At 39.7% G+C, this 21864-nt stretch carries 17 protein-coding genes; 16 read left to right on the top strand and 1 reads right to left on the bottom strand.

The genetic code is table 11. The annotated features are described in order from the left end of the window. Window positions 1-815: 815 nt before the first annotated feature. From E2K98_RS00575 to E2K98_RS00555, 5 genes are all read left to right on the top strand, one after another. Window positions 816-1013 carry a hypothetical protein gene (locus E2K98_RS00575; RefSeq protein ID WP_133332398.1) on the top strand — a complete coding sequence of 66 codons (198 nt, stop codon included), beginning with the start codon at window positions 816-818 and terminating at the stop codon, window positions 1011-1013. A gap of 178 nt (window positions 1014-1191) precedes the next feature. Continuing rightward, window positions 1192-2862 carry a formate--tetrahydrofolate ligase gene (locus E2K98_RS00570; protein ID WP_133332397.1) on the top strand — a complete coding sequence of 557 codons (1671 nt, stop codon included), beginning with the start codon at window positions 1192-1194 and terminating at the stop codon, window positions 2860-2862. 14 nt (window positions 2863-2876) lie between these two features. Continuing rightward, the gene (locus tag E2K98_RS00565; protein ID WP_133332396.1) at window positions 2877-3731 is read left to right on the top strand and encodes a bifunctional 5,10-methylenetetrahydrofolate dehydrogenase/5,10-methenyltetrahydrofolate cyclohydrolase; all 855 of its coding nucleotides are present in this window, start codon (window positions 2877-2879) and stop codon (window positions 3729-3731) included. 73 nt (window positions 3732-3804) lie between these two features. Continuing rightward, window positions 3805-4428, top strand: coding sequence for a cyclodeaminase/cyclohydrolase family protein (locus E2K98_RS00560; protein ID WP_133332395.1), 624 nt, complete (start codon window positions 3805-3807; stop codon window positions 4426-4428). Window positions 4429-4692: 264 nt separating this feature from the next. Then, entirely contained in the window at window positions 4693-5577 is an 885-nt protein-coding gene (locus E2K98_RS00555; RefSeq protein ID WP_133332394.1) for a FixH family protein, read from the top strand. Between the two features lie 56 nt (window positions 5578-5633). Here the strand turns inward: E2K98_RS00555 and E2K98_RS00550 are convergent, their stop codons facing one another. Then, entirely contained in the window at window positions 5634-7349 is a 1716-nt protein-coding gene (locus tag E2K98_RS00550) for a sigma-54 interaction domain-containing protein (protein WP_133332393.1), read from the bottom strand. A 341-nt stretch (window positions 7350-7690) separates the two neighbouring features. Between E2K98_RS00550 and E2K98_RS00545 the strand changes: the two genes are divergently transcribed. The 11 genes from E2K98_RS00545 (at window position 7691) to hutU (E2K98_RS00495) (ending at window position 21741) form a co-directional block, all read left to right on the top strand. After that, the gene (locus tag E2K98_RS00545) at window positions 7691-8842 is read left to right on the top strand and encodes an ABC transporter substrate-binding protein (protein ID WP_133332392.1); all 1152 of its coding nucleotides are present in this window, start codon (window positions 7691-7693) and stop codon (window positions 8840-8842) included. An 87-nt stretch (window positions 8843-8929) separates the two neighbouring features. Beyond that, the gene (locus E2K98_RS00540; protein ID WP_026574941.1) at window positions 8930-9811 is read left to right on the top strand and encodes a branched-chain amino acid ABC transporter permease; all 882 of its coding nucleotides are present in this window, start codon (window positions 8930-8932) and stop codon (window positions 9809-9811) included. Between the two features lie 9 nt (window positions 9812-9820). Beyond that, a complete protein-coding gene (locus E2K98_RS00535) occupies window positions 9821-10768 on the top strand; it encodes a branched-chain amino acid ABC transporter permease (protein WP_133332391.1) in 948 nt (315 codons plus the stop codon). Further along, window positions 10758-11549: an ABC transporter ATP-binding protein gene (locus E2K98_RS00530; RefSeq protein WP_165976139.1), complete on the top strand. Its 792-nt coding sequence runs from the start codon at window positions 10758-10760 to the stop codon at window positions 11547-11549. Before E2K98_RS00535 ends, E2K98_RS00530 begins: the two co-directional genes overlap by 11 nt. Beyond that, entirely contained in the window at window positions 11533-12234 is a 702-nt protein-coding gene (locus E2K98_RS00525) for an ABC transporter ATP-binding protein (RefSeq protein ID WP_133332390.1), read from the top strand. Before E2K98_RS00530 ends, E2K98_RS00525 begins: the two co-directional genes overlap by 17 nt. Window positions 12235-12595: 361 nt before the next feature. Then, window positions 12596-14317, top strand: a complete 1722-nt coding sequence (hutU, locus tag E2K98_RS00520) for a urocanate hydratase (protein ID WP_133332389.1) — start codon at window positions 12596-12598, stop codon at window positions 14315-14317. Between the two features lie 128 nt (window positions 14318-14445). Next, complete coding sequence (gene hutI / locus E2K98_RS00515; RefSeq protein WP_165976138.1) at window positions 14446-15696, top strand: imidazolonepropionase; 1251 nt, start codon at window positions 14446-14448, stop codon at window positions 15694-15696. An 11-nt stretch (window positions 15697-15707) separates the two neighbouring features. Continuing rightward, window positions 15708-16871 carry a M20/M25/M40 family metallo-hydrolase gene (locus E2K98_RS00510; RefSeq protein WP_133332388.1) on the top strand — a complete coding sequence of 388 codons (1164 nt, stop codon included), beginning with the start codon at window positions 15708-15710 and terminating at the stop codon, window positions 16869-16871. 130 nt (window positions 16872-17001) lie between these two features. Further along, window positions 17002-18525: a histidine ammonia-lyase gene (gene hutH, locus E2K98_RS00505; RefSeq protein ID WP_133332387.1), complete on the top strand. Its 1524-nt coding sequence runs from the start codon at window positions 17002-17004 to the stop codon at window positions 18523-18525. 207 nt (window positions 18526-18732) lie between these two features. Continuing rightward, window positions 18733-19542 carry a basic amino acid ABC transporter substrate-binding protein gene (locus E2K98_RS00500; RefSeq protein ID WP_133332386.1) on the top strand — a complete coding sequence of 270 codons (810 nt, stop codon included), beginning with the start codon at window positions 18733-18735 and terminating at the stop codon, window positions 19540-19542. 477 nt (window positions 19543-20019) lie between these two features. Beyond that, entirely contained in the window at window positions 20020-21741 is a 1722-nt protein-coding gene (hutU, locus tag E2K98_RS00495) for a urocanate hydratase (protein WP_133332385.1), read from the top strand. Window positions 21742-21864 lie beyond the last annotated feature (123 nt).

The following is a 21864-nucleotide window of genomic DNA, read 5'->3' as shown; positions in this document are numbered from 1 at the left end:
GGACTGAAGACCATTTTCATAGATGTGAGGAAGAGATTTGGTTATCATCGAGGGGATGAAGACCATTTTCATGGATGTGAGGAAGAGATTTGGTTATCATCGAATGATGAAGGACAATTTTTTTGAGCTATGAAAGAGATTTAGTCTTCATCAAGGGAATGAAGACCATTTTCATAGATGTGAGGAAGAGATTTGGTTATCATCAAGGGACTGAAGACCATTTCCATGGATAAGAGGAAGAGATTTGGTCTTCATCGAATGATGAAGGACAATTTTTTTGAGCTATGAAAGAGATTTAGTCTTCATTGAGGGAATGAAGACCATTTTCATAGATGTGAGGAAGAGATTTGGTTTTCATCGAGGGAATGAAGACCATTTTCAAGGATAAGAGGAAGAGATTTGGTTTTCATCGAAGGAATGAAGACCATTTTCATAGATGTGAGGAAGAGATTTGGTTTTCATCAAGGGAATGAAGACCATTTCCATGGATAGCAGGAAGAGATTTGGTTTTCATCGAGGGGATGAAGACCATTTTCATAGATGTGAGGAAGAGATTTGGTTTTCATCGAAGGAATGAAGACCATTTTCATAGATGTGAGGAAGAGATTTGGTTTTCATCGAAGGAATGAAGACCATTTTCATGGATAAGAGGAAGAGATTTGGTTATCATCAAGGGAATGAAGACCATTTTCATAGATGTGAGGAAGAGATTTGGTTTTCATCGAGGGAATGAAGACCATTTTCATAGATGTGAGGAAGAGATTTGGTTTTCATCGAGGGAATGAAGACCATTTTCAAGGATAAGAGGAAGAGATTTGGTTTTCATCGAAGGAATGAAGACCATTTTCATGGATGAGAGGAAGAGATTTGGTCTTCATCGATGGAATGAAGACCATTTTCATAGATGTGAGGAAGAGATTTGGTTATTCATCAAGGGGATGAAGACCATTTTCATAGATAAGAGGAAGAGATTTGGTTTTCATCAAGGGAATGAAAACCATTTCCATGGATAAGAGAAAGAGATTTGCTATTGGATAACAATTATTTATTTTTTATAAATTCAAAAAGTGTTCATTTTTTGTGGGTTATTTTACAATGTATAAAGTATTCACCAATGTTAAAATTTGAATGTAACCGGATTCAAAGAGTTTCAGATTCATTCATGTTACTAACTTCAAGGGAGAGATTGTTTTGAAGACAGATGTTCAGATTGCTCAGGAAGCACAAATGAAGAAGATTCATGAGATTGCAGATTACCTTGGAATTCATGAACACGAATTAGAACCATACGGAAGATATAAAGCGAAGGTTTCATTAGAAGTCTTAAAGAGACTAGAGAACAAACCAAATGGCAAGCTTATACTTGTTACAGCCATTAATCCAACCCCAGCCGGAGAGGGAAAAACGACGATAAATGTTGGACTTTCAATGGCATTAAATAAGATTGGGAAGAAAACAATCACCGCATTAAGAGAACCATCGCTCGGACCATGCTTCGGCATAAAAGGCGGTGCAGCAGGCGGGGGCTATGCCCAAGTCGTGCCAATGGATGACATTAATCTGCACTTTACCGGAGATTTCCATGCGATTACTTCTGCACATAATTTACTGGCAGCACTGTTAGATAACCATATACATCAAGGAAACGCGCTTAACATCGATCCAAAGAGAATAGTTTGGAAAAGGGTTCTCGACATGAATGACCGGGCTCTCAGAAATATCATTATCGGTCTTGGCGGTAAAGCAGACGGCTTTGTTAGACAAAGCGGCTTTGATATTACGGTAGCATCAGAAATAATGGCTATACTATGTTTATCAACCAGTTTATCAGACCTGAAAGAACGACTTTCCAAAATGGTCGTAGCCTATGCCACTGATGGAAAGGCTATTACTGCGGGAGAATTACAAGCAACCGGAGCAATGGCGTTATTATTGAAAGATGCTATTATGCCCAACCTAGTGCAAACCCTTGAAAATACTCCTGCGTTCATCCATGGGGGACCTTTCGCAAATATAGCCCATGGATGTAACTCGGTTATGGCGACAACCATTGCTTTAAAACTAGCGGAATATGTCGTAACCGAAGCCGGATTTGGAGCCGATCTTGGTGCGGAGAAATTTTTTGATATTAAGTGTAGATTTGCCGGTCTAAAACCGGATGCTGCCGTGATTGTTGCGACCATTCGTGCGCTTAAGATGAACGGCGGTGTTCCTAAGAATGAACTTGGCTTTGAAAACCTTCCTGGACTTGAAGCAGGAATTGCGAATCTCGAAAGACATCTTGAAAATGTTGAGAAATTTGGTGTTCCTGCAGTTGTTGCGATCAATAAATTCCCAACAGATACAGATGCAGAGATTGAGCTGTTACGAGAAAAATGTGCCACAAAGGGTGTAGAAGTTGTTCTAGCTGAAGTCTTTACAAAGGGCGGCGAAGGCGGAATTGAATTAGCCCATAAAGTAGTAGAAATTTGTGAAACTAAAGAAGCACATTATGCCCCCCTTTATGATGTTGATGGAACCATCGAGGAAAAAATCACTACGGTTGCAACAGAAATCTACCGTGCCGGAAGAGTGGAATTCACTTCTGCTGCTAAAAAACAGATTGATGAAATCGCAGCTCTTGGTCTAGATAAGATGCCAATTTGTATGGCAAAAACACAGTATTCATTCTCTGACAACCCGGGACTATTAGGTGCGCCAACCGGATTTACTTTAACAGTCAGAGAGGTGAAGGTTTCTGCAGGTGCCGGATTTATTGTGGCACTGACCGGCGACATTATGACAATGCCAGGTCTCCCAAAGACTCCGGCGGCGAATGGAATGGATATTACAGAAGATGGAGAGATTATTGGTCTTTCTTAAATGGAGGAGTTTTAATGGGTATAAGACTTAATGGAAAGCCAGTCGTTCAGTTTTTAAGGGAACATATTAAATCACGTGTTGGTGAATTAAGAAAGAACCATATTTTTCCCACGCTTTTATTGATTCGACTTGGAGAACGTGAGGATGATATTTTCTATGAAAAAAGTATTTTAAAGAATTGTGAACTTCTAGGAATTAAGGGAACAGTTAAACAACTTCCTTCTTCGATATCAATGGATCAACTTAAAAAGGTTTTCGTGGAGGCCAATAACAATCCTTCTATTCATGGAATCATGATTTTCAGACCTCTTCCGGATCACCTGGATTTGAATATCATTCGTAATTTAATTGACCCTATCAAAGATATTGATGGCATGTCCCCAGTAAACCTTGAAAAGGTCTTTGAAGGCAATTCCACTGGGTTCGCACCATGCACATCAAAAGCAGTGATGGAAATATTGAAATATTATGATATTCCTCTAAATGGAGCAAATGTTGTTGTAGCAGGCAGAAGTCTTGTTGTCGGTAAGCCGCTTGCCATGCTTTTCTTAGAAGAAAATGCTACAGTGTCAATCTGTCATTCGAGGACAAAAGAGATGCCGTCTCTCACATCTAAGGCAGATATTGTCGTTGCGGCCATTGGTAAAGCTAAGTTTATGACCGGAGAATATTTTAGTGAAAATTCGATTGTTGTCGATGTAGGTGTTAACGATGATGGCACTGGAAAAATTTGCGGGGATGTCGATTTTGATTCCGTTTTGGAAAAAGTCAAAGCGATTACGCCGGCAACAGGGGGAGTCGGAATTATCACGACGACAATTTTGTTGGATCATGTGGTGCAGGCATGTGAAAGATTAACTGGTATTTAAATAAATTAAACGTAGAAGCAGACTCTTTTATTCTGCCTTCTTTTGGAGATTTTTACATATAGGGGGAATTCCTTTGTTAGAAAAAAGCTGCAATGATTTTATCGAGGAGCTTTCATCAAAATCACCCGTGCCGGGTGGAGGCGGTGCTTCAGCATATGTAGGAGCACTTGGAATGGCATTGGGGAGTATGGTCGGAAACCTTACCATTGGGAAAAAGAAATATAAGGATGTTGAAGAGGATATCATCGAACTTTTGAATAAATCAGAAGTGATAATTGGTCAACTGAAAGCTTTAGTTCAGAAGGATGCCGAAGTATTTTACCCGTTGTCACAGGCCTATGGCTTACCTACAGCAACAGAAGAGGAAAAGAACTATAAGGAGTCCGTTTTGCAGGAAGCTCTTATTGAAGCATCAAGGATACCGCTTGAGATTGCAAAAAACTGCTTAGAAGCAATCTTATTACATGAAGAATATGCAAAAAAAGGTACTAGGATTGCTATTAGTGATGTCGGTGTGGGGGTTGCATTTTGTAAGGCGGCACTTCAAGGGGCAAAGCTCAATGTATTGATTAATACGAAAATCATGAAGGATCAGGAGCTGAAAAATAAGATTGAAAATGAACTTTTTGAAATTGAGAGAGTTGGATTAGCTAAGGCGGATCAAATCTATCAGGAAGTTGAAAAGTTGTTGAGTTGAATTGTGGAGGCTGGAATTTTCCGGTCTTCTTTTTTTGGAAGTTATAATAACGGATATTTTCCAGGTTGATGAAGTTATTTTCTAGTTTTATCAAAATACTCCCCGCTTTAGTCTATTTATTTTCCCCTTTTGTAATAATACTTTCCACTTTCTCAGCCTATAACCAAAGTCCAAGTTCGTAATTTTGTCATGATTAATAAAATCTTGAGGTTAAAAATCAATGTAGAATAAAAAGGGAAAATAGTTTTTGAAAGGTCTGGTCTCATGAAAATAGTAATGTTCTATATGATAAGTCTGTTGGTAATCATCATCGCAGGTTGCGGGGGAACAAAAGACTTTCAAGTTAAGCTTTCAACACCTAATACCTTTACGGAGGGAAAGATCTTTCCGATGCAAATTAAAATTACAGATCAAAAGGGAAGTCCGGTCAAGGGAGCTCATGTTACGGCAGAATTAAATATGAAAACCATGGACCATGGAACAATCCCTGTAACGGTTGAGGAAGCCGAGGACGGGAAGTATATTGGCCTAAGTAATTTAGCCATGAATGGGGATTGGATTGCCACCATAAAAGTGGAGAGAAACGGAAAATCTGTTGAAGAGGAAAAGGAATTTTCAGTCGAGGCTGCTACAAAGGAAAATGTCCATAGGGTAACAAAACAGGTCTCCCTGCCAGATTTTAATCTAAAAGACCAAAACGGAAACCAAATCACAAAAAAGGACTTTTTAGGGAAAACTGTGGTATTGACCTTTACGTATGTCAAATGTGCAGATCCTACTGCTTGCCCAGTATTATTGGCGAATTTTCACCATTTACAAGAAGACCTTAAAACAAGGGGGATAGATACAGACAAAATTCTGCTCGTATCCGTCTCTGTTGACCCAGAAAATGACACTCCACAAGCGATGAAAGAACATGCAAAAGAAATGAACTTTGACATGACCTATTTTAAAATGTTGACTGGAAAAATGAGTGAAATCAATAAAGTAGCCAATACCCTCGGTGAGCATTTTAAAAAACATGGTAATGTTGTCATGCATGACAATAAAACGTTTATTTTTAACCCTAATGGGGAATTAACGCACGAATTTAGCGGGAGCATGATAGATAGGGAAGAATTATTTCAAGTAGTAGCTAAAAATAAATAATCTAAAAAAATGCCAGGCACCATGTGAAGTTTTCACATATGCTTGGCACTTATTTTTTAATTACCGTTAGGCTTTACGAGCCCATGTTTTTTAATATGATATTGTAAGCTTTGTCTCGTGATTCCAAGTGTTTTGGCTGCTTTAGAGATATTCCAATCCACTTCGTCCAGTGTCTTTTGGATGTAGTGTTCCTGTGAGTTCGAAAAAATCGATTTAAAAGGATTCTTTTTTAACTCTTTTTGCTTTTCTACTTTTATCGAAGGTGCTGTTAATATTTTTTTCTTCATATAGGCTGGAAGGTGGTCGGTTCCAATCTCCTCATCATTTTCATTGGCTCGTATGATTAAATTTTCGATTAAATGCTCCAATTCCCTTGTGTTACCGGGCCAATGATATTGAAGCAACATCGAATGCAATGCATTTGAGAGATGAGGTACCTCTTTATTAAATTTCCTCTTATATTTTTCAATGAAAAACTGAATGAAAAAGTGAATATCTTCTGTTCGCTCGCGCAGTGGAGTAATAAAGAGACTTGTGTGTGCAAGCCTGTAAAACAAATCAAGACGCATCCTGCCGTCGTCGATTAATTTTTCCGGATCTTCGTTGGAGGCACTAATTACCGTGCATTCTACAGGTGTTACCTCATTGGACCCAACCCTGCGAACTAATCGCTCCTGAAGAACACGAATTAATTTAGATTGTAGGGTCATGGGCATCGAGTTAATTTCATCTAGAAAAAGTGTGCCGTTTTTGGCATATTCAAAAAGTCCAATTTGGTTTGATGCTCCTGTAAAGGCTCCCTTGACGGTTCCAAATAATGTACTTTCTAATAGCGTTTCCGGGATAGCAGCACAGTTTATCGCAACAAAGGGACTTTCCGCTCTTGGACTGTGATTATGCAAACTTTGTGCAAATAGTTCTTTACCAGTTCCTGTTTCCCCAACGATTAACACATCGGTATTATGGACTGCAATGTTCTCCGCTTCCTGAATTAAGTTTTTCAGCGCCATACTCTTGCCCTTAATATCATTAAAGGCAAAAGTTGTTCCATTTTTATTGGGCCGATCATTGGCGTCGGAATTGACAATTTGCCTTCTCATTTCAATCGTTTGATGGAGCTGATTTTTAAGATGGGATTCATTTGTACTAATCGAAAATACAGCGACCGTTTCCCCGTCTTGTTGGATTGGGTACGTACTATAATTTACATATTTAGGTACTCCATTAACCGTGGAGTGTGCTCGATACCGGGAGAATATAGGTTTACCAGTTTTAAAAGTATGTTTATGCTCTGAATACTGCGGGTTATAATTATAGGCCTCCCAAAGATGTTTTCCAAGAATTTCTCTGCTGTCCAAACCTTCTAACTTTTCCTGCGCATTGTTATAGAGCACAATCTTCCCATCCCTATCACTCATCATTACGCCTTCGTTCAGAGATTCTATAATTTTTTCAAGGCAGTATACCCTAGCTTCCTGATTGGTTAAAAGATTAGTTGTATCTTTTATACATAAAATCAAATATTCCGCGTTACTTGAGAATTTTTTAACCTCTATTGCCAGCTTCTTTTCGTTTATGGTCACTTGAAAGATTTGATTCTCTTCTAAAGGTTCCTGGTTACATGGCAGAAAAAGAAAGATATCCATCCCAACCGTGAGATTCAATTGAAGGTCATCTTTCACATCATAAAATAAAATTTCATTATGATCGTCTAAAACAATAACTCCATCTACAAAACTTCTAATCAGTGAACTGATTGATGCTGGATTCATTAAAAAGCCCTCCTTTATACACACCCATTTCAGAATATATTATTTATAAGGAAAAGTTAAAACAGTCTGCATGCAAAAAACATCTGCATAATAGAAAGTTTGATTTTACAAGAATGGAAACTTAATTACTTTAGTGCTTTATTAGGTTATTGCAAAAAATATCTGCGTTTTTTTAAACTATTTTTTAAAAGTAAAGGTTATTAAAAAAAATTTCAACCTCTATAATTTCACACTTTTCTGAAAAAGTAAAGAAGATGGCAGGACTATGGCATATTTCTTGCAATAAATAGAATGAGGAATTTTACTAGATTTTATTTTTAAAAGAAAGTGAGTGGTGTGCAGTGAAAAAACGCAGTTTTATTCTTTCCGGTTTGTTAGTGATCTCATTGTTGGTAACAGGCTGTGCAAGCAATCAATCGTCGGGTACCACATCAAGTAAGGATGCAATTAAAATCGGCTGGGTAGGTCCTTTGACAGGTCCGACATCAACAGATGGTACACTTAGCCGGAATGCCGCACAACTTGCCATTGAACAATTTAACAAAGATGGCGGTGTGGATGGTAAAAAGGTCGAGCTTGTTGCGGAAGATGATCAAGGAAAACCGGAGGAAGCATTAAAAGCCGTACAGAAGCTGATAAATAGTGATAAGGTTTCGGGAATCGTTGGCGGTGGTTACAGCGGTCCGATGAAAACGGTTACACCAAAGATTCAATCTGCTAAGGTTCCGATGGTTGTGGCCTATGCAGTTCATCCAGATATCACAAAAGGCGGCCATTATGTAAATCGTGTCATTTACACGGCAGATGTTCAAGGAAAGGCAATGGCTGATTATGCGGTTAATGATCTGAAAAAGAAAAACATTGCCGTTATGTATGTAGATATTGATTATGGAATCTCCATCTATAATGCCTTTAAAACCGAAGCCAAAAAACTTGGAGCTAATATCGTGATTGAGAAACCATTTAAAATGGGGGATAAAGATTTTAGCTCTGTTTTAACTGCTGTGAAAGAGTCGAAACCAGATGCTTTATATGTTGTTGGCTACTATAATGAGGCAGCAGGAATCGTTACACAATCGAAGGAATTAGGGATTAATGCACAGTTTTTAGGAGTAGATGGTTTTGATTCACCTAAATTCCTGGAATTGGGTAAGGAAAATACACAAGGTGCAACCTTTACTACCTCGTTCTTTGCAACAGATACAAGGGAGGCAGTTCAAAACTTTGTTAAGGCATGGCATGACAAATATAAAGATAGTGAACCAGATATGCTCTCATCCCAAAGCTTTGATGCAACGGAAGTTATATTAGAAGCCATGAAAAAGGCTGGAACAGATCGAGAAAAATTAGCTAAAGCAATTAACGAAACAAAAGATTTTGAAGGAACTTCAGGGAAAATTTCTTTTGATGCCCAACATGAAGTAGTAAAACCGGTCATCTTTATGACAGTGAAGGATGGAAAATTCCAATACGTAAAATCTTTGAATTACTAAGGTTCATTTGGACTTGAGCGGGATGAGGAGGCCTTGGGTCTCCTCTTTGCTTTTGATATAAGAAAAATCGAAAGGAATGAGGTAAAAATGTTAGCACAACAGCTTGTAAACGGGTTTGCAATAGGTTTTGTCTATATCCTTGTCTCTGTTGGCTTGACGATGGTGTATGGAGTACTGAAACTATTGCATTTTGCACATGGCGTTATTTATATGGTCGGCGCCTTTGCTGCCATGATTGGAATTATGTATCTTCATTTACCGTTTTTGGTCGCTTTAATTTTTGCGATGGTCGTTTCCGCAATCCTCGGGATGGCAATTGAACGCTTCGCTTATCGTCCACTTAGAGGTGGGCACCCAATTACAACATTAATTAGCGGTGTAGGTGTAGCGATCTTTCTCGAGAATTTATTTCAAGTTATTTTTTCTTCCGATACACAGCCGTTTCCAGAAACAGGGACAACCAATACCATCTATCATCTCAGTCAATCAGTCTCGCTTACGAATTATAAATTTTATATAATCCTAGCCGGTGTCATTGGACTCGGACTTCTATTCGCCTTCTTAAAATTTACGAAAATGGGCTTAGCAATTCAAGCAGTAGCACAGGATATGCGCGCAGCATCTTTAATGGGGGTAAATTCCAATCGTGTTGTTTCGGTGACGTTTATGCTTGGGTCTGCTCTTGCAGCAGCTGCCGGTGTATTAGTTGCTTTAAATTACAATTCTTTATTTCCAAGCATGGGCTCGATTCCTGGTCTAAAAGCATTTTGTGTTGTGGTACTTGGAGGATTAGGATCCATCGGCGGCACGATTATCGGTGGATTAATCCTTGGCCTGGTAGAAACGATGAGCGATGGATATTTGTCTGGAATGGTGATTGATAAAGATGCGATAGCCTTTGTTATTTTAATTTTTATCCTATTAATTAAACCGTCCGGATTGTTTGGGAAAAAAGTCGAGAAAGTGTAGGTGAGGGTGATGGATGCAATATTTAATCCTTATTATGTTGACATTATTGTTTTCTTAATTATCTATATCGTACTTGGTTTAGGACTGAATTTGATTACCGGTTACGCAGGTCAAGTATCACTTGGACACGCTGCCTTTTTTGGAATTGGTGCCTATTCCTCAGCAATCCTGTCTACGAAAGCTGATTTAAATCCGTGGCTAGCGATTCTCTTTGCCATTGTAATTACTTTTATTATTAGCGCAATTTTAGGATTACCATCTCTCAGGGTCCGTGAAGATTTTCTTGCAATCACCACACTGGGAATGGGTTTAATTATCCAGTCCTTTTTTAAAAATGCCAGCATTACCGGTGGGGCTTTCGGGATTGATATGATACCTACTCTCTCTCTGTTTGGGATGAAGCTTGAGAATGTGAGTTATTTGGTACTTCTTTTGATTGTCATGCTGATAGGGATCTATGTAGTCAGGAAAATGACTCAGTCCCGAATCGGGCGAGCCTGGATGGTTATTCGTGAAGATGATGTTGTCGCCCAATCAATGGGAATCAACACCACCTATTACAAGGTATTGGTGTTTGCAATCGGCGGCGCATATGCCGGTGCGGCAGGTGCTTTCTTTGCTCATAAAGTTACTTACATTAGCTCGGACTCTTTCGGTTTTTCGATTTCCGCGACAATCTTGAGCATGGTGGTAATCGGTGGCCTAGGCAGTATTCGTGGCACATTATTTGGTGTAAGTGTACTTTATTTATTACCTGAGTTGTTCCGCCTATTCCAATTCACTTTTATCGATATGAAATATCTCGATATGTATAAAATGATGCTCTATGGCTTGCTGATGGTTGTAATGATGCGTTACCGTCCAAATGGAATTTTTGGTAAACAAGGTGCGAAAAAGGTATTAGTCAAATCTCTTCGTAAAAGGAAATCAGCAAAGGGCGGTGAACATGTTGCTTAAGATAGAAGGAATCACTAAACGATTCGGTGGTTTAGTTGCAGTAAGCGATGTAAGTCTTCAGGTAAAGCAAGGAGAAATTTTTGGACTAATCGGTCCGAATGGTGCAGGGAAAACAACATTTTTTAACATGTTAACAGGGATCTATAAACCAAATGAAGGGAAAATTCTTTTTGAAAATCAACCGGTTCAAGGATTAAAGCCATTTCGAATTGCGAAATTAGGAATTTCCCGCACTTTTCAGAATATCCGTTTGTTAAAAGAGGAAACTGTCCTCGAAAATGTTATGGTCGGGATGTTTGGAAAGACGCATTCAGGACTCTGGTCTGCCATTTTGGGCTTACGTTCTGCAAAAAATGAAGAAGAGATCGTTAGGGAAGATAGCCGAAAAATTTTAGAGCTTGTTGGTTTAAAAGGATTTGAAAATGAGCTCGCTAACAGTCTTTCTTATGGAAATCAGCGGAGGGTCGAAATAGCACGTGCATTGGTTTCGAAGCCAAAACTGCTCCTTCTCGATGAGCCGACAGCAGGAATGAACGATGAAGAAACAGACGAAATTGGCAAGCTTATTTTTAAAATTAGAGAAAATGGTACAACGGTTATCTTGATTGAACATAATGTTGGCTGGGTCATGGGTCTTTGTGATCAAATTGCCGTTTTTGATCACGGTGAAAAAATTGCCGATGACGTACCGGAAGTGATTATAACAAATCCTGAGGTAATCGAGGCATATATCGGTAAAGAAGATGTGGAAAGGGAGAACGAATATGCTGCAAATTCATAATCTCAATGTGTCCTACGGAAGCATCCACGCTGTAAGAAATCTTTCCCTGGAGGTACAAAAAGGAGAGGCAGTGGCCCTAATTGGGGCAAATGGAGCTGGGAAAACAACCACCGTTAATGCGCTTTCCGGTGTCATTTCTTCAAAAGGTTCGATTCAATATGAGGGGAAAGAGATTAATGGGATGGCTCCACACAAAGTCGTAAAAGAAGGAATTATTATGGTACCGGAGGGCAGGCGGATTTTTCCAAAGTTATCGGTGGTTAATAACCTAATTATGGGAGCGTATGCGAGAAAGGTATCAAAAAAAGAATTGCATCAGGAAATTGAGAAGATTTATGAATTATTTCCCCGTTTGGAAGAGAGGCGCCAGCAAATGGCTGGTACATTGAGCGGCGGGGAACAGCAAATGTTGGCCATCGGCCGCGCACTAATGGCTAAGCCAAAGCTGCTTATATTAGATGAACCTTCGATGGGCTTGGCGCCTATTGTCGTAAAAAGTATTTTTTCAACGGTAAATAAAATTAAGCAAGAAGGATTAACGATTCTTTTAATTGAACAGAATGCATCAATGGCCCTATCGGTAGCGGACCGTGGATATATCTTGGAGAATGGAGAAATTCATTTACAGGATACGGCCAAAAATCTACGTGAAAAAGATGTAGTTAAAAAAGCATATCTAGGGTAATCAAGAAGCAGGAGTTTCTGTGAAAACTTTGACAGAACTACTTGAATACATGAAAAATCCATAAGGCAAGCAAAGTTAAATCTGCATGCAAATTTCATCTGCAGACCAGAGAATAGAACCGTTTACAAGGACTATACATGTTTTATATTATCCTAGCCGATAATGTGCAAAAAACATCTGCGGTTTATATGAATGAAATACATTTTTCTAACCAATGTATCGCAAAAGCTAAACTGAATTTTTAGTGTAATAGAGCGTTTTTAAATAAAATTCACAAAATATTAACCTAATTCAACCAACTTGGCACGGTACTTGCAATATATAAAAGCAAGAACAACATTTAATCTAGGAGGAATTATTTATGTCGAAACCAGAAATCTTATATTCCGTTAAAGCGCAAAGAGGACCTGAGCTCCGTTGTAAGGGCTGGAGACAGGAATCAATCCTAAGAATGCTTGAAAATAATATGGAAAATGCTGAAAAACCGGAGGAATTAGTCATTTATGGCGGTATCGGTAAAGCGGCTCGTAACTGGGAATCCTACCATGCTATCGTCAAATCATTAAAAGAACTTGAAGACGATGAAACATTGGTTGTGCAATCTGGAATGCCGGTTGCAATCTTTAAAACTCATAAATATGCTCCGACCGTTGTAATGGCAACAACAAATATTATGAAAGCCGATTGGCCAACATTCTACGATCTTCAAGACAAAAACTTAACGATGTATGCAAACTATACGGCTGCACCATGGGAATATATCGGAACGCAAGGCGTTATCCAAGGAACTTTTGAAACACTTTCTGCGATTGCACGTCTACACTATAACGATTCACTTGTTGGAAAAATCCTACTAACAGCAGGTGCAGGTGGTATGGGCGGTAACCAAACAAGGGCAATGACGATGCACGGTGGTGTGGCCATCCTTTGTGACTCTAACGTAGAAATCATTAATCGCCGGATTGAAAAGAAATTTATTGATGTTTTAGTAGATTCATTGGATGAAGCAATTGTAATGGCTAAGGAATACGCGGCTGCTGGAAAGCCACTAGGAATTGGTGTTGTCGGTAATGCTGCAGATATTTTTGAGCAGGTACTTCAATCAGGATGGTTACCAGACATTTCTACATCCATGACACCTGCGCATGACCCGATTTCGTATTTGCCATCTGGATACACAGTTGCAGAAGCAGAGGAACTACGTGATACAAACCGGGAGCTTTATTTAGAAGAAGCCCGCACAACCATGGTACGTGAGTTAGAAGCTCTTATTAAATTTTTAGACCTAGGCGTTAAGTCCTTTGAATACGGTACAAGTATCCGTAAAGAGTGTATCGATGCCGGTATGGATGAAAAAGAAGCAAAACGTCTTCCAGGCTTTGTTGCAGAATACATTCGCCCATTATTCTGTGAAGGCCGTGGACCATTCCGTTGGGTATGTTTATCCGGTGAAGCAGAAGATTTACGTAAAATCGATGAAATGATTCTTGAAGAGTTCAGCGACGATTTATTGGTAACCCGCTGGATTAAACTGGCAATGAAACATATTCCAATCGAAGCGTTACCAGCACGTATTTGTTACATGGGCTTTGGTCAACGTAAGAAATTCGCTTTAAAAGTAAATGACATGATTCGAAATGGTGAACTTGCAGGACCAGTTGCCTTCTCCCGTGACAACCTTGACTCTGGTTCGATCGTTAACCCTACATTTGAATCTGAAAACATGAAAGACGGCGGCGATTTAATCTCCGACTGGCCAGTATTGAACGGTCTATTAAACGCAGTGGGTATGTGTGATTTGATTGCCCTTCAAGCGAACTACTCTATGGGTGAAGCCGTTCATACCGGTGTAACGATGATCGCAGACGGAACTGCAGAATCTGATATGAGACTTGAAGTAGCCATGACAGTTGACTCCGGAATCGGGGTTATCCGCCACGCACAGGCAGGCTATGAAACTGCCCGTGATGTTGCCAACGGTAAAGGAAAGCTTACAGATGAAAGCATTAAAGTACCATTATGGTGGTCACCAAAAGCAACATTTGGTCCGAAAGATTTAGAAAAAGAAGATGTAAAGGCTTAATAAATGAAATAAAACTAGATAGTAGAGATCGTCATCTTGCAGGTCTCTACTATTCTTTTGTTATTTTAAGAGTCTACATAGCAATTACTAACCACGAAATGACAGAAAATGTTGGGGGGGGTTTTAAAATGTCTGATACAAAAGTGAAGATAAAAGTAGATTTATGGATTTCAAATGCTGCTGAAGTCATTACCTGTGCAGGAGAAGGCATGAGTGAAATCGGTGTCTTGGAAAATGCCTGGGTTGCCGTCAAGGATGGGAAAATTGCCGGTGTCGGAACGGAAGCGGAAATCAAAGAAAGCTTTGAACTAGAAGGATCTGATGTAATTGACGCAAAGGGGAAAGTCGTTGCTCCAGGATTTATTGATTCTCACACCCATTTAGTATTTTACGGTACAAGGGTAGAGGAATATGCAGCTAAGGTGGCAGGATACACTCCTGAGAGATTAGAAGAACTAGGAATTTCAATGGGGCCGAATCGGACCGTTGAATTAACAAGGAACAGACCTTCAGAAGAATTGTTTGAACAATCAAAAAAACGGCTGATGACGATGCTCAATTATGGAATCACAACAGTGGAAAGCAAAAGTGGCTATGGTTTGACAACTGAGAGTGAAATCAAAATTTTAGAAGTTAGTAGAAGGCTGCACGAAGAAACACCGCTTGATGTGTTAAACACTTTTTTAGGTGCTCACGGATTCCCTGAAGATTTAACAAAGGAAGAATACCTGGATGTAATCATTAATGAAATGATTCCGCGGGTAGGAGAACGTGGTCTCGCTGAATTTTGTGATGTCTGGTGTGATGACGGTTATTTTACAGCAGAGGAATCAGAGAAAATCCTAAAAGCTGGACTGAAATATGGGATGAAGCCCAAAATTCATGCGGATGCTTATTCCTATATTGGCGGTACGGATTTGGCTGCTGAGATGAAAATGGTTTCAGTCGACCATTTGAATTATACACCAGTTGCAGTGATGGAAAAGCTTGCGGAAGCAAACGTTACAGGAGTGTTAATGCCATCCCTTGATTTTGCGGTAAGCCATAAAAGACCATTTGATGCACGAAAAATGCTGGATTTAGGCATGCAGGTGGCACTGGCAACGGATCTTTGCCCGGCTAGTTATACGCAATCCATGCAATTTGTCATTAACCTTGCATGCAGACTCTATCAATTCTCCGTAGAGGAAGCCATTAAAGCCGCAACATATGGTGGGGCAAAAGCGCTTGATCTTAATGACAGGGGTACGATTCAGGAAGGAAAAATAGCCGATTTGCAAATTTGGGATGTCCCAACTTATAAACATGTTGCATATGAACTTGGAACAAACATTGTGGAAACAGTAATCAAAAACGGTAAGGTTGTCGTTTGCCGTTAGGAGGGACTTTTATGAAAACACAAGTATCGAAAGCTGCTGAACATGTAAATGCAGAACGATTGCAAGAATTATTTTTAGAACTTGCCAAAATTAACGCTCCAAGCGGAAAAGAAAGCCTTGTGGCGGAATATTTGAAAAAGGTGCTTCCAGAGCTTGGTTTTACCCTGGAATTTGATGAAGCACATAAAAACTTTAATGGTGAAGTCGGTAACCTGATTGCGTATCGTGAAGGTACAGATTCGTCGATTCCGCCTCTATTTTTCTCGACTCATATGGATACCGTTTTACCAACTGAAGGTTTGAAACCAGTCATTAAGGATGGTGTGATTTATTCTGATGGTACGACAATTTTGGGCGCAGACGACAGAGCTGCGTTAGCCGCTTATTTAGAAGCCATTCGCGCCATCATTGATAGCGGTGTGCCACATGGCGCCATTGAATTCATTCTAACTGTAAATGAACAACCGGGTCTTGTTGGGGCAACTTATATGGACTATAGCAAGGCGAAAAGTAAATTAGGCTATATTTTTGACAGCAGCGGTGATGTTGGCCAAACGATTTTAAAAGGGCCATATAGCAGCCGGATTTGGATGGAAGTTAAAGGGAATGCAGCACATATTGCCTTGAATGCTGAGGAAGGAAATAGTGCTTTCATTCTTGCAGCCGAAGGATTAACGAACATGAAGCTCGGTGCAATCGATGAAGAAACGCTAGCAAATATTGGAATTATTAAAGGAGGGGAACTGACATCGATTATCCCGGGAAGTGTAACGGTTGCCGGTGAAGTACGAAGTTTTTCTAAAGAAAAATTAGATACCCAACTTAAACATATGGAAGAAGTCATGAAGCAGGCTGCCGAGAAAAAAGGTGGAAAGGTAGATGTCCGCATCGAGAAAAAATATCTTGGCTTTGATATTCCGGAAGACCATATTTTAGTGAAAAACACCTTAGAGGCTGCGCAAAATATTAACGTTAAGCCGTATTTAACGGAAACCTTGGGCGGGGCCGATACAAATGTGTTAAATGAAAATGGGCTTACCACGATCACACTTGGATTAGGATTCCAAAATATTCACTCTTTCAGGGAATGTATCAGCATCGAAAACCTTATTAATACGGGTAAATTAACAGCAGCATTAATTGAACAATGGTATGTGAACCATAAAAATTCCTAAAGGAATGCAAAACATCCCAGATTAACATTTTTAGAGAATGGTAGTATAGTGAGGATTTTGTCGAGAAATTGATTTATAATATTGGATAAAGTCGAAATATTTTGGCGGAACATTATAGGAGATGGGACCGATGAGCAGCAAAGAATTAGTAGAGTTAAAATTAGTAGACTTAGACGGTTTTTCTTTAGACCGCTATAAAGTGGAAAGTGTTGCTAAAGGTGAAGCGAAAGTTGCAATCCCAGAAGCAAACTGGCAACGGGTAAGAGAAAGCCGAAAACGAGTCGAAAAGGCCATTAATGACGGAAAAGTAGTTTACGGTGTCAATACTGGTTTTGGAAAATTAAGTGATATCGAAATTAATCCTGAAGATAATGCAAAATTACAGTTAAATTTATTGCGAGCTGATGCTGTTGGAGTTGGTGAACCACTCCCAATTCCAGTTGTAAGAGCGATGATGACGTTAAGAGCTAACTCATTATCAAAAGGTTTCTCAGGTATTAGAGAAGAAACACTGCAACTGCTTCTTGATATGATTAATAACGATGTACATCCGGTTGTGCCATGTAAGGGTTCCGTTGGGGCAAGCGGTGATCTCGCACCCCTATCCCATATTGCTATTTGTTTAGTGGGTGAAGGGAAAGCCGAATACAAAGGCGAAATCCTGCCAGGCGGAGAAGCCTTAAAACGTGCTGGTCTAAAACCAGTTTCTTTAGAAGCGAAGGAAGGGTTGGCTCTTATCAATGGAACACAAGCAATGTCAGCAGTTGGTACAATTGCACTAAACGAAGCAGAACGTGTTGGTTTAGCCGCAGATATGGCAGCATGCCTAACAATGGAAGCATTAAATGGTATTATTTCTGCCTTTGACAATGAGCTTTTAGCGGTGAGACCTCACCCAGAACTTGAATTTGTGGCATCACGGATGAGGAACTGGCTTGAAGGCAGTAAACGGGTAACACGCCAGGGAGAGATCCGTATTCAGGATTCTTATTCGATTCGCTGTATTCCACAGGTTCACGGTGCATCCTGGCAGGCATTTAATTATGTCAATGAACGCCTAAGTGTTGAAATGAACGCTACAACAGATAATCCGATTGTACTTGAAAGCGGTGAAATTCTTTCAGGAGGCCATTTCCATGGACAGCCAATCGCACTATCAATGGACTTTCTAAAAGTAGCTGCAGCAGAATGGGCGAATATTTCTGAGCGTAGAACAGAACGTCTTGTTAACCCGCAATTAAGCGGATTATCTCCATTCTTAGCAACAGATCCAGGATTAGAATGCGGTTTGATGGTTGCACAATATGCCGCAGCATCCCTTGTTTCTGAAAATAAAGTCCTTGCCCATCCTGCAAGCGTTGACTCGATTCCTACATCGGCCAACCAAGAGGACCATGTGAGTATGGGAACCATTGCTTCACGTCAAGCACGAGAAATCATTCATAATTCCGCTAGAGTCATCGCGATTGAAATGATTTGTGCTTCACAAGCGATTCACTTAGAAAATGCAGAAAAAGAATTAGCCCCGGCAACAAGAGCCTATTTAGAAAAAATCCGTGAAATCTGCCCGCCGCTTGAAGGCGACCGTGCCATTTCGGATCAAATGGAAGAGCTTGCACAATTTATCTTAAAAGACAATTCATTAGTTAAATAATATTCTGGAGGCCGTCCATGAAATAGAGATTAAGGATGGGCCTCCTTTCTAAAAACTCCATTGAAAAAATTCCCCATGATCAATCACAATTTACTCCGAGATTTACTTCAAGTTTTCACCGCATTTTTAAGGCTATCCAGGAATAATTAGTTTATAAAAAGTCTGAATTTTCAGTTAAATAAATTTAATAATCTTAGGGGGTCAATTATGAAAGCATTAAAGTCTTTATCTATGGTTTTAGTTTTAATGGTTATTCTATCTGCCTGTGGGACAAGCCAGACAAGCAACAGCGGGGAGAAAGTAAAGGAATCTGAAAAGAAAACGCTAAAGGTTGTAACCAATGCCGAATATGCTCCATTTGAATTTCTCGATAAAGGACAAATCAAAGGCTTCGACCTTGATTTTATCAAAATGGTAGCGAAGGAAGCGGGATATGACATTAATGTGGTAAATACCGGCTGGGATCCACTATTCGTTGAAGTAAAAGGAAAAACTGCAGATTTTGGTATTTCCGCCATTACGATTAATGATGAACGAAAACAAACCTATGATTTCTCAACACCATACTTTTTATCTACAAATGAAATTCTCGTACCAAAAGACAGCCCAATTAAAAGTGCTGCGGATTTAAAGGGTAAAAAAGTAGCCGTTCAAAATGGAACTACCGGTCAAGAAGCGGTAGAAGCATTAATAGGAAAAAATAATCACGATCTTAAGAAATTTAAAAGTAACAATCTAGCGATTATGGAATTGAAGAGCGGCGGGGCAGATGCCGTTGTCGCAGATAATACAGTTGTCGAAGAATACGTTAAAAATAATCCGAATGAGAACTTAGTCGTAATAAAAGACGATACAGCATTTGAAAAAGAATTTTATGGGTTAATGTTTCCAAAAGGCAGCGGGCTAAAAGCTGACTTTGACAAGGCGATTACGAAAGTGCTTGAAAACGGTGAATATGCAAAGATTTATCAACAGTGGTTTAAGTCAGACCCAGATGTAAATGCATTGAAGCAATAACCAAATTTATAGGTAAGGTTGTGTAAGTGGGGTGGTCAATTGTGGCCACCCCGCTATTTATTTTTTCTAGACTAGAATGCTCTATGGCGATTGGAACGGTTTATCCGACAATTGGGGCATTCAAAACGATAAATGGGAACATGCTATCCGACAATGAGAGGACCAAATCCAACAATTAGAGCATACTAGGAAAGATTTGCATGCAAATTTTATCTGCAGCATTTGATTGGAACCGTTTACGCAATTCGAACTATTTGTCGAATAATGAAGTGTTTCGCTGTGCAAAAAACACCTGCGGTTAAGAATAGAATACAAGATTTTTTAATCAGAATGGAGAATAGATTTTTACATAGATTCCTAAGATTTCAGCCCTTTTTAAAGGAAAAACACAAAATTCCCCCAATTCAACCAACTTGGCACGGTACTTGCAGTATATAAAGACGAGTATACCAAATTACATATTAGGAGGAATTAGTAATGACAAAACCAGAAATCTTATATTCAGTCAAAGCACAAAGAGGACCAGAACTTCGTTGTAAGGGCTGGAGACAGGAATCAATCCTAAGAATGCTTGAAAACAATATGGAGAATGCTGAGAAACCTGAAGAGTTAGTAATCTACGGCGGTATCGGTAAAGCAGCTCGTAACTGGGAATCCTACCACGCGATTGTTAAATCCCTAAAAGAACTTGAAGATGATGAAACATTAGTTGTTCAATCTGGTATGCCGGTTGCCGTATTCAAAACCCATAAATATGCACCAACCGTTGTGATGGCAACGACAAATATTATGAAGGCGGACTGGCCAACATTCTATGATCTTCAAGATAAAAACTTAACAATGTATGCAAACTATACGGCTGCACCTTGGGAATATATCGGTACACAAGGCGTTATCCAAGGAACTTTTGAAACACTTTCTGCGATTGCACGTCTACACTATAACGATTCACTTGTTGGAAAAATCCTACTAACAGCAGGTGCAGGCGGTATGGGCGGTAACCAAACGAGAGCAATGACGATGCACGGCGGTGTAGCCATCCTTTGCGACTCTAACGTTGAAATTATTAACCGCCGGATTGAAAAACAATTCATTGATGTTTTAGTAGATTCATTGGATGAAGCCATAGTATTAGCAAAAGAATATGCGTCTGCTGGAAAGCCACTGGGAATTGGTGTTGTCGGAAATGCAGCTGATGTATTTGAGGCAGTATTGGAAAAAGGGTTCTTGCCGGATATAACAACATCCATGACACCAGCTCATGACCCAATTTCTTATTTACCATCTGGCTATACAGTGGAAGAGGCAGATCATCTCCGCGATACGAATCGCGAGCTTTACCTTGAAAAAGCCCGCGCGACAATGACTCGTGAATTGAAAGCATTGATTAAATTCCTAGATTTAGGGGTGAAATCCTTTGAATACGGTACAAGCATCCGAAAAGAGTGTATCGATGCCGGTATGGATGAAAAAGAAGCAAAACGTCTACCAGGCTTCGTAGCAGAATACATTCGTCCATTATTCTGTGAAGGTCGTGGACCTTTCCGCTGGATTTGTCTATCTGGTGACGCAGAAGACTTACGCAAAATCGATGAAATGATTCTTGAAGAGTTTAGCGATGACCTGCTAGTAACCCGCTGGATTAAACTGGCTATGAAGCATATTCCAATCGAGGCACTTCCGGCACGTATTTGTTATATGGGCTTCGGACAGCGTAAGAAATTTGCTTTAAAGGTAAATGATATGATTCGAAAAGGAGAACTTGCCGGACCAGTTGCCTTCTCCCGTGACAACCTTGACTCCGGTTCAATCGTGAACCCAACATTTGAATCTGAAAACATGAAGGACGGCGGCGATTTAATCTCTGACTGGCCAGTATTGAATGGTCTATTGAATGCGGTTGGAATGTGTGACTTAATTGCGCTTCAAGCAAACTATTCCATGGGTGAAGCAGTTCATACCGGCGTAACGATGATTGCAGATGGTACAGAAGAATCCGATATGAGACTGGAAGTAGCAATGACTGTTGACTCAGGGATTGGGGTTATCCGCCATGCCCAAGCAGGTTATGAAATTGCCCGTGATGTTGCCAACGGAAATGGAAAACTTACAGAAGAAAGTATTAAAGTGCCATTATGGTGGTCACCAACAGCAACATTTGGACCAAAAGATTTAGAGAAAGAAGAAGTAAAGGCTTAGTTCCTTAAAAGGATGGTAGGGGCCGGATCATGTCCCTGCCATCATTTTTGTAAATCAGCAGTTTTAAACCGTCTCCCTCATTAGTCCTTGCTTATAATCTATCAATATATGTTCTATTCATAT

The sequence above is a fragment of the Bacillus salipaludis genome (genome assembly GCF_004358205.1).
This window is presented reverse-complemented; position numbering and strand designations above follow the sequence as displayed.

Coding starts and splice junctions, on each gene's coding strand:
- E2K98_RS00565 (WP_133332396.1), top strand. CDS start 2,877: ATGGGTATAAGACTTAATGGAAAGCCAGTCGTTCAGTTTTTAAGGGAA.
- E2K98_RS00555 (WP_133332394.1), top strand. CDS start 4,693: ATGAAAATAGTAATGTTCTATATGATAAGTCTGTTGGTAATCATCATC.
- E2K98_RS00550 (WP_133332393.1), bottom strand. CDS start 7,349: ATGAATCCAGCATCAATCAGTTCACTGATTAGAAGTTTTGTAGATGGA.
- E2K98_RS00540 (WP_026574941.1), top strand. CDS start 8,930: ATGTTAGCACAACAGCTTGTAAACGGGTTTGCAATAGGTTTTGTCTAT.
- E2K98_RS00535 (WP_133332391.1), top strand. CDS start 9,821: ATGGATGCAATATTTAATCCTTATTATGTTGACATTATTGTTTTCTTA.
- E2K98_RS00530 (WP_165976139.1), top strand. CDS start 10,758: ATGTTGCTTAAGATAGAAGGAATCACTAAACGATTCGGTGGTTTAGTT.
- E2K98_RS00525 (WP_133332390.1), top strand. CDS start 11,533: ATGCTGCAAATTCATAATCTCAATGTGTCCTACGGAAGCATCCACGCT.
- hutU (WP_133332389.1), top strand. CDS start 12,596: ATGTCGAAACCAGAAATCTTATATTCCGTTAAAGCGCAAAGAGGACCT.
- hutI (WP_165976138.1), top strand. CDS start 14,446: ATGTCTGATACAAAAGTGAAGATAAAAGTAGATTTATGGATTTCAAAT.
- E2K98_RS00510 (WP_133332388.1), top strand. CDS start 15,708: ATGAAAACACAAGTATCGAAAGCTGCTGAACATGTAAATGCAGAACGA.
- hutH (WP_133332387.1), top strand. CDS start 17,002: ATGAGCAGCAAAGAATTAGTAGAGTTAAAATTAGTAGACTTAGACGGT.
- E2K98_RS00500 (WP_133332386.1), top strand. CDS start 18,733: ATGAAAGCATTAAAGTCTTTATCTATGGTTTTAGTTTTAATGGTTATT.
- hutU (WP_133332385.1), top strand. CDS start 20,020: ATGACAAAACCAGAAATCTTATATTCAGTCAAAGCACAAAGAGGACCA.